Below are 15,903 nucleotides of genomic sequence, written 5' to 3'. Positions count from 1 at the left end.
GGGGTTCGGGGGTCGCCCCCCGTGTTGTTGCTGCACGCTGGTCCTCCGAGCTGTCGTACCGGGGTTACGCTGCGGCCAGCTTGGCCGCCGAGTCCGCGTCGACGCAGGCCTGGATCACCGAGTCGAGGTCGCCGTCCAGGACCTGGTCGAGGTTGTACGCCTTGAAGCCGACGCGGTGGTCCGAGATGCGGTTCTCCGGGAAGTTGTACGTACGGATCTTCTCGGAGCGGTCGACGGTGCGCACCTGGCTGCGCCGGGCGTCCGCCGCCTCCTTCTCCGCCTCTTCCTGCGCCGCGGCGAGCAGCCTGGAGCGCAGGATACGCATCGCCTGCTCCTTGTTCTGGAGCTGGCTCTTCTCGTTCTGGCAGGAGGCGACGACACCGGTCGGGATGTGCGTGATGCGCACGGCGGAGTCGGTGGTGTTGACCGACTGGCCGCCGGGTCCGGAGGACCGGTAGACGTCGATGCGCAGGTCGTTGGGGTTGATCTCGACGTCGATCTCCTCGGCCTCGGGGGTCACGAGGACGCCCGCCGCCGAGGTGTGGATGCGGCCCTGGGACTCGGTGGCCGGGACGCGCTGCACGCGGTGCACGCCGCCCTCGTACTTCAGCCGGGCCCAGACGCCCTGGCCGGGCTCGGTGGCGCCCTGGCCGCCCTTGGTCTTCACGGCGACCTGGACGTCCTTGTAGCCGCCCAGCTCGGACTCGGTGGCGTCGATGATCTCGGTCTTCCAGCCCACCCGCTCGGCGTACCGCAGGTACATGCGCAACAGGTCGCCGGCGAACAGGGCCGACTCGTCGCCGCCCGCGCCCGCCTTGATCTCGAGGATGACGTCCTTGTCGTCGCTGGGGTCGCGCGGGACGAGGAGGAGGCGCAGCTTCTCGGTCAGCTCCTCGCGCTGCTTGTCCAGCTCCTTGACCTCGGCGGCGAAGTCGGGGTCGTCGGCGGCCAGCTCGCGCGCGGTCTCGATGTCGTCGCCGGTCTGCTTCCAGGAGCGGTACGTGGCGACGATCGGGGTCAGCTCGGCGTACCGCTTGTTCAGCTTGCGCGCGTTCGCCTGGTCGGAGTGGACCGACGGGTCGGCGAGCTTCTTCTCCAGGTCGGCGTGCTCGGCGACGAGTTCCTCGACGGCCTCGAACATCTTGGGCTCCTGCTACTGCGTGGGAAAGGGAAGGCGGGCGACCAAAAACGCCGGTCCCGGCGCTCCCCCGGCTGGGGTCGCGGCCGTGGACCGGCGATCGGTGGCTCGCTACTTCTTGGAGCCGGCGGCAGCCTTGCCGAAGCGGGCCTCGAAGCGGGCCACACGGCCACCGGTGTCGAGGATCTTCTGCTTGCCCGTGTAGAACGGGTGGCACTCGGAGCAGACCTCGGCGCGGATGGTGCCGCTCTCGATCGTGCTGCGGGTGGTGAACGACGCGCCACAGGTGCAGCTGACCTGCGTCTCGACGTACTCGGGGTGGATGTCGCGCTTCAAGGTGTCTCCTAGGTTCGGGAGGGTGCCGGGTCGCCTCCGCGGGATGCGGGAGCGTGAACCGGGACCGACGGTCCAGTCTGCCAGGACTGGCGCCATCCCCCAAAACCGGGGGCGGCCGTCATCTATTCCGCCGTGTTCACGACGCCCTTGGCCTCGCCGGTGGCCGTGCCCCGAGTGGCCGACTCCGGGATCGGCCGGTCGTTCTTCAGGGCCGTCCAGACCTGGTCCGCCTTGCTCGTCTCCAGCAGGACCCGGTTCGGGTCGGCGGGGTCGTAGACGACCGGCATCGTGACCATGTGCATGTTGGCCGGGGTGATGCCCTTCAGTCCGGTCGCGAAGGACATCAGGGAGTTGACCGAGCCCAGGTCGGAGTCGGTGGTCACGGTCTTGGTGGCGGTGTCGGCGATGTCGTACAGCTTCTTCGGGTTGCCGAGCAGGCCGATGTCCTTGACCTGGTCGACCAGGGCCTTGACGAAGGCCTGCTGGAGCTGGATGCGGCCGAGGTCGGAGCCGTCGCCGACGCCGTGCCGGGTGCGGACCAGGCCGAGGGCCTGCTCGCCGTCGAGGGTGTGGGTGCCGGCCGGCAGGTCGAGGTGGCTGTCGGGGTCCTTGATGGCCTCGCTGGTGGTGACCTCCACGCCGCCGAGGTCGTCGACGAGCTGCTGGAAGCCGCTGAAGTCGACCTCCAGGTAGTGGTCCATGCGCAGGCCGCTGAGCGTCTCGACGGTCTTGACCGCACAGGGGGCGCCGCCGGTGGAGTAGGCGGAGTTGAACATCACCTGCCGCGCGGCGGGGTGCTCGCCGCCGTCCGCGTCGGTGCACTCGGGGCGGTCGATGAGGGTGTCGCGCGGGATGGAGACGACGCTGGCCTTCTTGTGGCCCTGGTAGACGTGCACGATCATCGCGGTGTCGGAGCGGGCGGTGCCGTCGTCGGTGCCGCCGCCGAGCTTCTCGTTGCCGCCGGAGCGGGTGTCCGAGCCGAGGACGAGGATGTTCTGCGAGCCGTTGTCGGCCTTGGCCGGACGGTCCGCGCCGAGCATCTGGTCGATGTCGACGCTGTGCAGATTGCCGTTGAGCTTGAAGAACAGGACTCCGGCACCGGTGCCGCCCAGGACCACGATCCCCGCGGCGCTCCACGCCGCGACGAGCAGGGCCTTGCGCCGCCCGGCCCGGGGCTTGCGGCGGCGGCCCTTGGCCCGGCGGCCGGGCCCGCCGGCGCGGGACGGTCCGGGGCCGGGTATCGCGGGGTCGGGCATGCTCTCGGCGGACATGGGCTCCTCGGTGGTCGTGCGGTCGCTTACCCCCTGCGGTCGGGGTCGGGTCGGTCGGCTCCGGCGGTTTCCACCGGTACCTCACCATCGTCCCCCCGTAGCCAGGACGGCGGAACTCGGGACAGGGTTGCACAACGCACTGTGCCCGACGCGTGGCGCGTCGGGCACAGGGAGTGACCACGAGGGCCGCGGAAACCGCGGTCACCTGGGGTTTCAGCTGATGATGTCGTAGCTGCCGTACCCGCCGCCGATCTTCACGGCTGTGGCGAAGATCGCGGTGGAGGCCTGGCCGGTGCCGCGGTACAGGTACATGTTCCCGTACTCCGTGACGGCCAGGACGTCGGCCTTGCCGTCCCCGGTCACGTCACCGGGCGAGACCACGCTCTTGACCTCGGGCCAGCTGCGCACCTTGATCCGGGGGGTGAAGGCGCTCCCGGCCTTGCCCGTGCCCGCGTACAGGTACAGGTCACCGTTCCAGGCGCGCGCGAGCATGTCCGCCTTGCCGTCGCCGGTGAAGTCGCCGTGACCCCGGATTTGGTCGTAGGCGGTCAGGCCGGTGGTCACCTGGACGCGGCCGGAGAAGTAGCCGTCGCCCTTGCCCGGGTAGAGCCACAGGGTGTTCGCGGAGTCCAGGGAGAGCAGGTCGGGCAGGGTGTCACCGGTGACGTCGCCCGGGGCGAGGATCTGCTTGCGGCTGCCCCAGCCGGTGGCGAGGACGCGGTGGTCCCAGGTCTGGCTGGAGGGCTGGTAGTGCGTCCAGACCAGCTCGCCCCCGAGGCCCCGGTTGAGGAGGTCCTGGTAGCCGTCCCGGTCGAAGTCGGCCTGGACGGCCAGGTCGACGGCGCTCCAGTCGCCCCAGAGGTCCGGGGCCGAGAAGGAGGTGCCCGTGGAGTTCTGGGAGTAGGCCACCTTGTCGGAGGCCCGGCGCAGCCAGAGGTCGGCGCGGCCGTCACCGCTGAGGTCGGTGTCGTCGACGCGCGGGTAGGTCACGCCGGCGTAGGTGCTGACCTTGGAGAAGACGCTGTACGCGCCCTCGGCGACGCAGTCCTCCACGCCCCAGGAGACGACGCCCACGATGCGGCCGCCGACGACCAGGGGGCCGCCGGAGTCGCCGTTGCAGGCCGAGACGGTGCCCTCGTCGGAGCCGGTCGCGGGCTCGCCCGCGCAGACCATGTGGCCCTTGACGAAGTCGGCGCCCCAGGCCTCGGCGCAGGTGGCGTCGGACTGGATGGGCAGCGTGGCCGACTTCAGCACCTGTGAGATCAGGGGGGAGGTGGAGCTGGTCCGGCCCCAGCCGTACACCTTGGCGTCGGTGCCGGCGGCGTAGGAGGCGGTGTCGTCCGCCGTCGTCATGGGGATCGGCTTGGCGTCGACCGGGTTCGGCAGGGTCAGCACGGCCATGTCGTTGTCGATGGCGACCGCGTCGTACGACGGGTGGCTCCACTGCCGCCACACACCGGAGACGGTGCCGCCGTGGAGGTCGTCCTCCTCGGGCAGCTGCGCGGTACCGGTGACGACGGCGCCGTGGCCGTACCAGTCGTAGCCGTCGACGCAGTGGGCGGCGGTGAGGATCTTCGTCGGCGCGATGACGGCGCCGCCGCAGAAGAAGCTGACGGTCTCGGCGCCGGTGTCGTCGTAGTACCAGAGCTGCGCCATCCAGGGCGCGGTGGAGATGGTCGTCTCCGTGCCGCCGATGATCTTCGGGTCGGCCCCGGTGACGACGGCGCCGCGCTGCGGTTCGCGGTGACGCTCGCCGGGCTTGTCGTCGTCACCGGCGACGGCGCCCGTGACGCGCCGCTCCAGCTCGGCCTGCGGCACGGTCCTGACGGCCGGCTCGACCGTCGGGTGCGGCGGGGTGGGCGCGGCGGCGGCGGGCGACACCGTCAGCGTCGCGGCCACCGCCCCGGCCAGACCCGCGGCCAGCGCGGACAGCGCGAAGCGCGTCCTGCGTCTCGGGCGGCGGGGCCGGCCGGACGCGGACAGGGATGTACTCACTCAAGTCCCCCCAGGAGATGAGAAGTTGCGCGATCGAGGTTCGCGACGCCGGTGCACTCCCCCCGGACGCCGCACACTCGCGAAGGCGTGATCGTACACCTGTTCAACGACATGTGCAGGACATATGCAGGCCACGCGGGGGATGCGTGGGGGCACGCGGAGGGCGGGAGGGGGCTGCAGGGCCGCACGGGACCGCGGCGGGGCCCTCGGGGTCCCGCTGGCCCTTGTGGGGCCCGCTCGTGCACGCGAAAGGGCCGCCCCCGTCACCGAGGTGACGGGGGCGGCCCTTCGAGGTCGCCGGGAGTGGTCCCGGGCGGTGCGAAGACGTCAGTCGCCGTTGCCCGGCGTCGGCGTCGTCTTCTGGATCTGCATCAGGAACTCGGCGTTCGACTTGGTCTGCTTCATCTTGTCGAGAAGCAGCTCGATCGCCTGCTGCTGGTCGAGCGCGTGCAGCACGCGACGCAGCTTCCAGGTGATGGCCAGCTCGTCGCTGCCGAGCAGGATCTCCTCCTTGCGGGTGCCGGACGCGTCGACGTCCACCGCCGGGAAGATGCGCTTGTCGGCGAGCTTCCGGTCGAGCTTCAGCTCGGCGTTGCCGGTGCCCTTGAACTCCTCGAAGATGACCTCGTCCATGCGGGACCCGGTGTCCACCAGGGCGGTGGCGAGGATGGTCAGCGAACCGCCGTCCTCGATGTTGCGGGCCGCACCGAAGAAGCGCTTCGGCGGGTACAGGGCGGTCGAGTCGACACCACCGGAGAGGATGCGGCCGGAGGCCGGGGCGGCGAGGTTGTACGCGCGGCCCAGGCGGGTGATCGAGTCGAGCAGCACGACGACGTCGTGACCCAGCTCCACCAGGCGCTTGGCGCGCTCGATGGCCAGCTCGGCGACCGTGGTGTGGTCCTCGGCCGGGCGGTCGAAGGTCGAGGAGATGACCTCGCCCTTCACCGACCGCTGCATGTCGGTGACCTCTTCCGGACGCTCGTCGACCAGGACGACCATCAGGTGGCACTCGGGGTTGTTGTGCGTGATCGCGTTGGCGATCGCCTGCATGATCATGGTCTTGCCGGTCTTCGGCGGGGCCACGATCAGACCGCGCTGGCCCTTACCGATCGGCGCGACGAGGTCGATGATGCGGGTGGTGAGGACGCCCGGGTCCGTCTCCAGGCGGAGGCGGTCCTGCGGGTACAGCGGCGTCAGCTTGTTGAACTCCGGGCGGCCGCGGCCGTGTTCGGGTGCCATGCCGTTGACGGAGTCGAGCCGGACGAGGGCGTTGAACTTCTCGCGCCGCTCGCCTTCCTTGGGCTGGCGGACCGCGCCGGTGATGTGGTCGCCCTTGCGCAGGCCGTTCTTGCGGACCTGGGCGAGGGAGACGTACACGTCGTTCGGGCCCGGCAGGTAGCCGGAGGTGCGGATGAACGCGTAGTTGTCGAGGATGTCCAGGATGCCCGCGACGGGGATCAGGACGTCGTCCTCGGCGATCTGCGGCTCCTGCACGTCGTCGCGCCCGCGACGGCCCCGGCGGTCGCGGTAGCGGCCGCGACGGCCGCGGCGGCCGCCGCCGTCGTCGTCGTAGCCGTCGTCCTGCTGGCGGTCCTGGCGGCCGCCGCCCTGCTGACGGCCCTGCTGACCGCCCTGGTTCTGGTCGTCGCCCTTGCCACGGCGGTCGCGGCCACCGTCACGGTCACGGCCACCGTCACGGCCGCCCTCGCGGTCACGGTCCCGGCCGCGGCGGTCGCGACGACGGCCCTCGCCGCCCTCGCCGTCGGAGCGGGCGTCGCCCTGCCCCTGCTGGTGGCCCTGGCCCTGCTGCTGGGCCGTCGCGTCGGCCTTCGGCTCGCGGGTCTCCACGGCCACCGTCTCGGTGGCGGCGGACGGGCTGCCCGCGTCGGCGGTGGCCCGGCGGCGACGGCGCTCGGCGGGGGCCTCGTCACCGGCGGCGGCCTGCTCGCCCGACGGGGAGACCTTGGGCGAGGGCTGGCCGGGGATCTCGATCTGCTGCTGGGCGGCGGCCTTGTCGGCGGCCGTCCTGTCCGTCTTCTTCCCGGCCTTCTCCGTCTTGCCGGCCTTCTCCGCCTTCTCGGCGGGGGCCTCGTCGCCCGTACGGGTACGGGAGGTGGCGCGGCGCTTGGGCTTGGTCTCGCCGGCGGTGTCCGCGGCGGCGGACGCGGCCTTCGCGGGGGCTCCCCCGGCGGCCTGCGCCTCCTTGATGACCTCGATCAGCTGGCTCTTGCGCATGCGCGCGGTGCCCCTGATGCCGAGGCCGGATGCGACCTGCTGCAGCTCGGCCAGCACCATGCCCTCGAGGCCGGTACCGCGGCGCCGCCGGGAGCCGGCACCGGTGGCAGGCGCGGAGGCGTCCGTGGCGGGCGCGGCAGCGGTCTCCTCGACACGTGCGCCCATCAGATCGGTGGTGTCGCTCACGAAGGGTCCTTCCCTGGAGCGGACGTCGGCCTGTCTGGCTCGGCGACCGGTTGTGCTGTCCGGCTTCGGTCCTTGCTGTGCGAACCGTGCCGGGGCGGTGGTCCGCCTGAACGGCGGAAGGAATATCTGGTGATGGCGCGCCCCTTGGCCGTGGCACCCAGTGTCTGTGTCACGCGGCGTGGTCGCACCGGTTCCGAAGCGTGCCCGGCGGGCCGCTCAGTGTCCGTGTCGGCCGTACTGACCACGTACGACATCCACTGCACAATGCGGCTTGGGGGGCTCCCGGAAGAATGTCTGTCCCGGACGGGGACACGAGGCACCTCGCCATGGTGGGGTCGGGTGCAGACTTGAGGTTAACACTACCGGATCCAACAAACATTCCCCCTCTCGAAATCCGGCAACCGCGCGTGCCTAAACGTCACCGGAGGTTGCCAGGGGCAGGACGCTCGCGCCCTGCTGGTCCAGGCCGAGCCGGTTGGCCGCCCAGTCCGTGCCGGCCAGCGCCTCGACCTTGTCGGCCGTGTCGGCGTCGGCCAGTGCCATCACCGTGGGTCCCGCGCCGGAGATCACCGCGGGGATGCCGTCGGCGCGCAGCCGCTCCACCAGTGCCGCGCTCTCCGGCATGGCCGGCGCGCGGTACTCCTGGTGCAGACGGTCCTCGGTGGCCGGCAGCAGCAGCTCGGGGCGCCGCGTGAGGGCCTCGACGAGGAGCGCGGCGCGGCCGGCGTTGGCGGCGGCGTCGACGTGCGGGACGGTGCGCGGGAGGAGACCCCGGGCGGTCTCCGTCAGTACCGGCTTTCCGGGCACGAAAACCACCGGAACGATGGAATCGGCGGGGTCCATCCTGATCGCCCTGGCGGCGCCGGCCTCCATCCAGGACAGGGTGAAGCCGCCGAGCAGACAGGCGGCGACGTTGTCGGGGTGGCCCTCGATCTCGGTGGCCAGGTCGAGCAGCGCGGCGTCGTCGAGGCGCGCCTCGCCGCCTATGGTCACCGCGCGGGCGGCGACGATGCCCGCGCAGATGGCGGCCGAGGAGGAGCCGAGGCCGCGGCCGTGCGGGATGCGGTTGGCGCAGACGATCTCCAGGCCGCGCGGCTGTCCGCCCAGCAGGTCGAAGGCGGTGCGCAGGGAGCGGACGAGGAGGTGCTTCTCGTCGCGCGGGAGGGTCTCGCTGCCCTCACCCGCGATGTCGATGTGCAGCCCGGAGTCGGCCACCCGGACGACCACGTCGTCGTACAAGCCCAGCGCGAGGCCGAGGGCGTCGAAGCCCGGGCCGAGGTTGGCGCTGGTGGCGGGGACGCGCACCCTGACGGCGGCGGCGCGGAACGCTGGACCGGCCATCGCTCGATGACTCTCCTTGAGCTGCGTGACTGTCGAATGACATTCGATGACGTACGGGACCCCGGGGCTCGCCGCTTCCTGCCGAACGGCCGGCCCTGGACCGGCCGCGGTCGGCCTCGGTCGGTCACGTCCGGTCGTGACCGGCCCGCGACCAGCCGCTTCCCGACCGCGGAGACAGCGCGGCCCGGCGGCATATGCGGCAGGCGGGTTCGGTACAGCCTATCGAAGGAAGGTTCTGTGGCGACATAGGGCGCACGGGAGGCGCACGATGCGTGTCGCAAGCCCCCTGTGCACCCCCCGTAAAGGGCTTTCCCGGCCGAGCGTCGCTTACGCCCTCTTACGCCGGTGAGAGGGGCGCGACCTCGGCCCGGGCCGTCGGGGCGGGCCCCGGTCGGATGCCGGGCCGCGCCCCGGGCCGGGACCTCAGACCAGACCGAGCCGCTCGGCCGCCGTCGCGGCGTCGACCGGGACGGTGACCGGCTGCGGGGCGCCGGCGACGGCCCAGTCGGGGTCCTTGAGGCCGTTGCCGGTGACGGTGCACACGATCCGCTGCCCCGGGTCGACCTTGCCCAGCTCGGCGGCCTTCAGCAGACCGGCGACCGACGCGGCGGAGGCGGGCTCGACGAAGACGCCCTCCTGGGAGGCCAACAGCCGGTAGGCGCGCAGGATCTCACGGTCCGTCACCTCGTCGATGGCGCCGCCCGACTCGTCCCGCGCGGCGAGCGCGAGGTCCCAGGAGGCGGGGTTGCCGATGCGGATGGCGGTGGCGATGGTCGACGGGTCCTTGACGACCTCGCCGCGCACGATCGGGGCACTGCCGGAGGCCTGGAAGCCCCACATGCGGGGCGTCCTCGTGCTGACCGCGTCGGCGGCGTACTCCTTGTACCCCTTCCAGTACGCGGTGATGTTGCCCGCGTTGCCGACCGGCAGGACGTGGATGTCGGGAGCGTCGCCGAGCATGTCGACGATCTCGAAGGCGGCCGTCTTCTGCCCCTCGATCCGCACCGGGTTGACCGAGTTGACCAGCGCGACCGGGTAGTTGTCGCTGAGCGCGCGGGCCAGGGTGAGGCAGTCGTCGAAGTTGCCGTCGACCTGGAGGATCTTCGCGCCGTGCACGAGGGCCTGGCCCATCTTGCCGAGCGCGATCTTGCCCTGCGGCACCAGCACGGCGGAGACCATGCCCGCGCGCACGCCGTACGCGGCGGCACTCGCGGACGTGTTGCCGGTGGAGGCGCAGATGACGGCCTGCGCGCCCTCCTCCTTGGCCTTGCTGATGGCCATGGTCATGCCGCGGTCCTTGAAGGACCCGGTCGGGTTCGCCCCCTCGACCTTGAGGTGGACCTCGCAGCCCGTGCGCTCGGAGAGCACCTGCGCGGGCACGAGCGGCGTGCCGCCCTCGCGGAGCGTCACGACGGGCGTGCTGTCGGAGACGGGCAGCCGGTCCCGGTACTCCTCGATGATTCCGCGCCACTGGTGGGTCATTGCTGGTTACTCTCCTTCAACCCGCATGATGCTGGCGACACCCCGCACGGTGTCGAGCTTGCGCAGCGCCTCGACGGTACCGCCGAGGGCGGCGTCGGACGCACGGTGGGTGACGACGACGAGGGATGCCTCGCCGTCCTTGCCGGACTGCCGCACGGTGTCGATGGAGACACCGTGCTCCGCGAACACGGTCGCGACCTGGGCGAGCACGCCCGGTTTGTCGGCGACGTCGAGGCTGATGTGGTAGCGCGTGACGACGTCGCCCATCGGCGAGACGGGCAGCGCGGCGTAGGCGGACTCGCCGGGGCCGGTGGCGCCGCCGATCCGGTTGCGGCACACGGCCACCAGGTCGCCGAGGACGGCGGACGCGGTCGGCGAACCGCCGGCGCCGGGCCCGTAGAACATGAGCTGACCGGCGGCCTCGGACTCCACGAACACGGCGTTGTACGCCTCGCGCACATTGGCCAGCGGGTGGCTGAGCGGGATCATCGCGGGATGCACGCGCGCGGTGACCGATCCCCCGTCCGCCGCCCGCTCGCAGATGGCGAGCAGCTTGATGGTGCAGCCCATCTCCTTGGCGGAGGCGAAGTCGGCGGCGGTGACCTCGGTCATGCCCTCGCGGTAGACGTCGTCGAGGCGCACGCGGGTGTGGAAGGCGATCCCGGCGAGGATGGCGGCCTTGGCGGCGGCGTCGAAGCCCTCGACGTCGGCGGTCGGGTCGGCCTCGGCGTACCCGAGGGCGGTGGCCTCGTCCAGCGCCTCCTGGTACCCGGCCCCCGTGGTGTCCATCGCGTCGAGGATGAAGTTGGTCGTCCCGTTGACGATGCCGAGCACCCGGTTGACCTTGTCGCCGGCCAGCGACTCGCGCAGCGGGCGGATCAGCGGGATGGCACCGGCGACGGCGGCCTCGTAGTAGAGGTCCTTGCCGTGCTCGTCGGCCGCGGCGTGCAGCGCGGCGCCGTCCTGGGCGATGAGCGCCTTGTTGGCGGAGACCACGGACGCGCCGTGCTCGATGGCGGTGGTGATCAGCGTCCGCGCGGGCTCGATACCGCCGATGACCTCGACGACGACGTCGATGTCCCCGCGTTTGACCAGGGCGGTGGCGTCGGTGGTGACGAGGGCCGGGTCGATCCCCTCGCGCACCTTGTCGGGGCGCCGTACGGCGACACCCGCGAGCTCCACCGGGGCCCCGATCCGGGCGGCGAGGTCGTCGGCGTGCGTCGTCATGATGCGCGCCACCTCTGAGCCGACCACTCCACAGCCCAGCAGCGCCACCTTCAGCGGACGCGTACGCATCATCCGACCTCGTTTCCTCTTACCGTCTAGGTTCGACCAGTCTCACGCACCGGACGGGATTTCCTGCCATTCGTCCGCATCATGAGACGTTTATTTCATTTTCGCAGGGGCGGAAAACGAAAGATCTTGCGCCTCCGCCCCTGGCTGCGGTGCCGGTCCCGGCGCCGGTTTTCACCCGACGTCGAGACGCAGCAGGTCCTCCTCGGTCTCCCGCCGCACGACGACCCGGGCCTCACCCTCCCGCACGGCCACGACCGGCGGACGCAGCACGTGGTTGTAGTTGCTGGCCATGGAACGGCAGTAGGCACCGGTCGCGGGTACGGCGATGAGGTCACCGGGCGCCAGGTCCCCGGGCAGGAAGGCGTCCTTGACCACGATGTCCCCGCTCTCGCAGTGCTTGCCCACCACCCGCACGAGCATCGGCTCGGCGTCGGAGGCACGGGAGACCAGGGCGACGGTGTACTCGGCGTCGTAGAGCGCGGTGCGGATGTTGTCCGACATGCCGCCGTCGACGGAGACGTAGGTGCGCAGCCCGTCGAGGGGCTTGACGGTGCCGACCTCGTAGAGCGTGAAGGCGGTGGGCCCGACGATGGCCCGCCCCGGCTCCACGGAGATCCGCGGCGTGCGCAGCTTCGCGCTCTCGCACTCCCGCGTCACGATCTCGGTGAGCGCCTTGGCGATCTCGTGCGGCTCGCGGGGATCGTCGTCGCTGGTGTACGCGATCCCGAGCCCGCCGCCCAGGTCGATCTCCGGCAGCTCGATCCCGTGCTCGTCCCGGATGTCCTTGAGCAGCCCCACCACGCGGTGCGCGGCGACCTCGAACCCGGACATGTCGAAGATCTGCGACCCGATGTGGGAGTGGATGCCGATGAGCTCCAGCCCGTCGAGCTGCAGCGCCCGCCGCACGGCTTCCGCGGCGTGCCCGCCGGCCAGCGGAATCCCGAACTTCTGGTCCTCGTGGGCGGTGGCGATGAACTCGTGCGTGTGCGCCTCGACCCCGACGGTGATCCGGATCTGCACCCGCTGCCGCTTCCCCAGCGACTGGGCGATGTGCGCGACCCGCACGATCTCCTGGAACGAGTCGAGCACGATGCGTCCCACCCCGGCGCGCACGGCCCGCTCGATCTCCTCGGGCGACTTGTTGTTGCCGTGGAAGGCGATGCGGTCGGCGGGCATCCCGGCCGAGAGCGCCGTGGCCAGCTCCCCTCCGGAACACACGTCGAGGTTGAGCCCCTCCTCGTGCAGCCACCGCACGACGGCCCGGGACAGGAACGCCTTGCCGGCGTAGAACACGTCGGCGTCCGTGCCGAAGGCGGTGCGCCAGGCACGCGCCCGGGCCCGGAAGTCGGCTTCGTCGAGGACGTAGGCGGGGGTGCCGTACTCCTCGGCGAGCTGGGTGACGCCGATCCCGCCGACGGTCACGACACCGTCCTCGCCCCGCTCCACGGTCTGCGCCCAGACCTTGGGGTCGAGGGCGTTCAGGTCGGCGGGCGGCGCGGAGTAGTGCCCCTCGGGAAGGACATCGGCGTGACGGGGCCCGGCGGGGTGTGCGGAACGGCTCATGACGTCTTCTGCGCTCTCTTCAGAGGTGGTCGGGTGCGTCGATGCCGAGCAGGGTCAGGCCGCCTGCCAGCACCGTCCCGGCGGCTTCGGCGAGGGCCAGCCGGGCGCGGTGGGCGGCCGAGGGTTTCTCCCCGCCACGCGGCAGCACGGCGGGCAGGAAGGGCAGCGCGGCGTCGGCGACGGCGACGAGGTGCCGGGCGATCCGGTCGGGGGCACGGTGCGCCGCGGCGGCGGCGAGCACGCGGGGGTGGTCGCCAAGGGCGGCCAGGAGCTCCTGGGGAGCGTCCGGCACCGGGCCGGGCACGGCGGTGAACCCGAGATCGGCGGCGTTGCGGGTGAGGGCGCGGCTGCGGGCGTGGGCGTACCGCACCCGGAAGAGGGGGTTGCCCTCGCGCTGGGCGAGGTGTTCGTCGCCGATCCGGGGCCGGTCGTGGGCGGCGGGGTGGAGCAGGGCCCAGCGGGCGGCGTCCCGCCCCAGGGGCAGGGGGTCGGCGGGCGCGGGCACGGGGCGCACGGTGACCGGCAGGCTCACCGGCGCGGGTCCGACCCCGTCGACGCGCACGCCGAGGGCGGCCGTCCACTCACGGTCGAAGCCCTCCGCCGTGACGCGCACGAGGGCGCCCTGGCAACGCAGCACCCGCGCGACCGCGTCGGCGACGACGACGGCACGAAGGTCGTGGGGGCAGTGCAGCCGCACGACGCTGCCGTCGGGGGCGTCGGGGGCGTCGGGGGCGTCGGGGGCGTCGGGGGCGTCGGGGGCGTCGGGGGCGTCGGGGGCGTCGGGGGCGTCGGGGGCGTCGGCGTGCCCGTACCGTGTCCCGGCGCTCAGGATCTCCTCGACGAGTGCGGCCGGGGCGGCACCGCCGAGGCTGATGTTGAGGAACCCGGGCCCGGTGAGAACGACGTCGGCGACGCCGTCGACGCCCACGAGGTACGGCCGCAGCACCTCCGCGACCCGGTACGGCGGCTGCCCGGCCGGCCGGGCGAGCTGGAGGGCGATGTTGGTGGCGTAGTCCCCGCATCCCCCGGGCCCCGGTGGGGCGACCACGGCCCGCGCCGGCACCGTCACGTCCAGCTCCCCCGCGTCGACGGCACGACGCACGGCGTGCAGCACGGTGCTGGAGAGCTCTGCGGGGGTCACGGGTCAAGCGTAGGGGAGGAGGGGGGTGGGTAGGCGAACGGGTTTGACCCTGGTCCCGACATGTGGACGACCACCCCCGCTGCCCCGCCCGGCCCGCGTCCGCCGGGCCCCTCGGCCACGGGCCCTCGACCGCGAACCCTCAGCCGGGATCCCTCAGCCAGGGTCCCGAACCCGTGGGAACCGGGGGGGACCTCAGCCGGCGGGCTCTGCCCGCGCCGGCGACTCACTCTCCCCCGCCGCACCGAGCACGGCCCGCACCCCGGCAGCCCCACCCCCACGCACCTTCCGCTCGACCAACTGCCGAACGAGCGCGACCAGCTCGGCGGGCTCGAAGGGCTTGGACAAGAAGGCGTCGGCCCCGGCATCGAACCCGGCGTCGATCTCGTACTGCGTACAGGCACTGACGATGGCGATCGGAAGCTCCCGCGTACGCGGATCGGCACGCAGCCGGGCGGCGGTCCGCACCCCGTCCAGCCGAGGCATGACCACGTCCAGCGTGACGGCGTCGGGCCGCACCTGATGGACGACATCAAGACACTCGGCACCATCGGCCGCGGTCACGACCTCGAAGCCCTCCAGCTCGAGATTGACCCTGATCAGCTGCCGGATGACCTTGTTGTCGTCCACAACAAGAACCCGGCCAGACGCCTTAGGCACAACTCGAGAGTAGGTCCGGACCGGCCACCGCGTCCGCGTTTTCCCCACTTCCACCCCACGCGGGGTGCGCGGGGTGGCTGCGGTTGACGCCGGGGGTGTGGGTGGGGCGGCTGGGGCGAGGCAAGCCCGGTCGACGGGTGCGGCACGACCACGAAAACCCGTTCATGACCACCCCGGGAGAGCTGGTAGTGTTCTACCCGTCGCCGCGAGCAACACCAACCGCGACCGACACGCCCCCGTAGCTCAGGGGATAGAGCAACGGCCTCCGGAGCCGTGTGCGCAGGTTCGAATCCTGCCGGGGGCACCCTGAATGAGGTGCCCAAAGACCCCGTCACCAGCGGAAACGCTGAGGCCGGGGTCTTCGCGTATGTACAGGCGCATGCCACCCTGAGCGGACGTATGTCGGGGTCTGTGGACGGGATCTTGGAGCGTTGTCCCAGGTGAGTCGCGCTGTCCGTGGCCTTCCAGTTCGGTGCGACAGTGACCCGCCGGGTAGCAACCTGAAGTGTCAGATGCGTGCGCTTGGATGAGCGGGTGACCGTTCATGACGTTGCCAGGCACCTGCCCGAGATAGCAGTCCACCGCGAACACTGCCGTTCCATGGCCGTCCTGGAGGCAGTCCTGAACCCTGAGTGGGAGAGCCGTCGCCACTCCTTCGATGACCACTGGTCCGAGACGGAGTCGGTGGCCTCCATGCGGAGCGGGTCGGGCGACGAGTACTCGATCGTTTTCTCAGCCGCCGGCGCCTACGTGCGGGGATTCGATCACGAATCGCCCATGAGCCCCTACGCAGAGGACGGGCCATGGCCCGGAGTGCTCGACGAGGTCCCTGAGGTCTTCCGGACGTGCGTCGAGGAGCCGGCGTTCTCTGATGAGGACGGAATGCCTCTTGTCACTGCCTGTACGTGGCGATAGACGCTTTCCCCGATGCGGCAACAGAAGATCCGGACGGTGCCGGATATCTCTTCCAGCTGTTGGTGGATCGCACCCCGGAAGCGTTTCACCGATGGGCCGAGGACTACTACGAGGCCCCGGTCGATCTGAAGGCCGTTCGTCACGTCTTCTCTTCCCGCCCGCTGACCGAAGAAGTGGCCCGCGCATTGAACGCAGAAATCGTCCAAGCGGACCTCTCGGAGAACATCGCGGAGACCGGCTACCCGACGGCCTGAGACGCAGAGCACCAATGAGACCCTTGGACGCGATACCAGTGGCCTCGGATGTAGGCAGGGATGCATATTCGCACTCGCACATCAGGCCTTCGA

General features: G+C 71.5%; 11 protein-coding genes, 1 tRNA gene and 1 pseudogene. 2 read left to right on the top strand and 11 right to left on the bottom strand.

All coding sequences use genetic code 11. From position 1 onward, the window contains the following. Window positions 1–64: 64 nt before the first annotated feature. The 11 genes from prfA to ACFZP7_RS23775 all read right to left on the bottom strand — a co-directional run bounded on the left by prfA (window position 65) and on the right by ACFZP7_RS23775 (window position 14,641). Entirely contained in the window at window positions 65–1,141 is a 1,077-nt protein-coding gene (prfA, locus tag ACFZP7_RS23825; RefSeq protein ID WP_019326866.1) for a peptide chain release factor 1, read from the bottom strand. 108 nt (window positions 1,142–1,249) lie between these two features. Further along, a complete protein-coding gene (rpmE, locus tag ACFZP7_RS23820; protein ID WP_019326867.1) occupies window positions 1,250–1,474 on the bottom strand; it encodes a 50S ribosomal protein L31 in 225 nt (74 codons plus the stop codon). Between the two features lie 122 nt (window positions 1,475–1,596). Continuing rightward, window positions 1,597–2,745 carry an LCP family protein gene (locus tag ACFZP7_RS23815; RefSeq protein WP_385635605.1) on the bottom strand — a complete coding sequence of 383 codons (1,149 nt, stop codon included), beginning with the start codon at window positions 2,743–2,745 and terminating at the stop codon, window positions 1,597–1,599. 213 nt (window positions 2,746–2,958) lie between these two features. Beyond that, window positions 2,959–4,740 carry a trypsin-like serine protease gene (locus ACFZP7_RS23810; RefSeq protein WP_385635603.1) on the bottom strand — a complete coding sequence of 594 codons (1,782 nt, stop codon included), beginning with the start codon at window positions 4,738–4,740 and terminating at the stop codon, window positions 2,959–2,961. Window positions 4,741–5,067: 327 nt separating this feature from the next. Then, a complete protein-coding gene (rho, locus tag ACFZP7_RS23805) occupies window positions 5,068–7,161 on the bottom strand; it encodes a transcription termination factor Rho (protein ID WP_385635601.1) in 2,094 nt (697 codons plus the stop codon). A gap of 411 nt (window positions 7,162–7,572) precedes the next feature. After that, complete coding sequence (gene thrB, locus ACFZP7_RS23800) at window positions 7,573–8,502, bottom strand: homoserine kinase (protein ID WP_030970555.1); 930 nt, start codon at window positions 8,500–8,502, stop codon at window positions 7,573–7,575. Between the two features lie 423 nt (window positions 8,503–8,925). Further along, a complete protein-coding gene (gene thrC / locus ACFZP7_RS23795) occupies window positions 8,926–9,984 on the bottom strand; it encodes a threonine synthase (protein ID WP_031016287.1) in 1,059 nt (352 codons plus the stop codon). Window positions 9,985–9,990: 6 nt separating this feature from the next. Further along, window positions 9,991–11,283, bottom strand: a complete 1,293-nt coding sequence (locus ACFZP7_RS23790; protein WP_043379906.1) for a homoserine dehydrogenase — start codon at window positions 11,281–11,283, stop codon at window positions 9,991–9,993. Window positions 11,284–11,451: 168 nt separating this feature from the next. Next, on the bottom strand, window positions 11,452–12,843 hold the full coding sequence (gene lysA, locus ACFZP7_RS23785; RefSeq protein ID WP_019326874.1) for a diaminopimelate decarboxylase: 1,392 nt from the start codon (window positions 12,841–12,843) through the stop codon (window positions 11,452–11,454). Between the two features lie 19 nt (window positions 12,844–12,862). After that, on the bottom strand, window positions 12,863–13,984 hold the full coding sequence (gene nrtL / locus ACFZP7_RS23780; RefSeq protein WP_385635597.1) for an ArgS-related anticodon-binding protein NrtL: 1,122 nt from the start codon (window positions 13,982–13,984) through the stop codon (window positions 12,863–12,865). 192 nt (window positions 13,985–14,176) lie between these two features. Next, on the bottom strand, window positions 14,177–14,641 hold the full coding sequence (locus ACFZP7_RS23775) for a response regulator (protein ID WP_385635594.1): 465 nt from the start codon (window positions 14,639–14,641) through the stop codon (window positions 14,177–14,179). 232 nt (window positions 14,642–14,873) lie between these two features. Between ACFZP7_RS23775 and ACFZP7_RS23770 the strand changes: the two genes are divergently transcribed. Then, window positions 14,874–14,945 (top strand) — tRNA-Arg (locus ACFZP7_RS23770). 230 nt (window positions 14,946–15,175) lie between these two features. Beyond that, window positions 15,176–15,810, top strand: a pseudogene (locus ACFZP7_RS23765) (hypothetical protein). The last annotated feature ends 93 nt before the right edge of the window (window positions 15,811–15,903 follow it).

The sequence above is a fragment of the Streptomyces sp. SudanB5_2050 genome (assembly GCF_964272335.1).
GTDB classification, from domain to species: Bacteria; Actinomycetota; Actinomycetes; order Streptomycetales; family Streptomycetaceae; genus Streptomyces; species Streptomyces rochei.
This window is presented reverse-complemented; position numbering and strand designations above follow the sequence as displayed.

Excerpts from the sequence above, each read along its gene's own strand:
- ACFZP7_RS23790 (WP_043379906.1), bottom strand. The coding sequence starts at position 11,283 with ATGATGCGTACGCGTCCGCTGAAGGTGGCGCTGCTGGGCTGTGGAGTG.
- thrB (WP_030970555.1), bottom strand. The coding sequence starts at position 8,502 with ATGGCCGGTCCAGCGTTCCGCGCCGCCGCCGTCAGGGTGCGCGTCCCC.
- ACFZP7_RS23815 (WP_385635605.1), bottom strand. The coding sequence starts at position 2,745 with ATGTCCGCCGAGAGCATGCCCGACCCCGCGATACCCGGCCCCGGACCG.
- thrC (WP_031016287.1), bottom strand. The coding sequence starts at position 9,984 with ATGACCCACCAGTGGCGCGGAATCATCGAGGAGTACCGGGACCGGCTG.
- lysA (WP_019326874.1), bottom strand. The coding sequence starts at position 12,843 with ATGAGCCGTTCCGCACACCCCGCCGGGCCCCGTCACGCCGATGTCCTT.
- prfA (WP_019326866.1), bottom strand. The coding sequence starts at position 1,141 with ATGTTCGAGGCCGTCGAGGAACTCGTCGCCGAGCACGCCGACCTGGAG.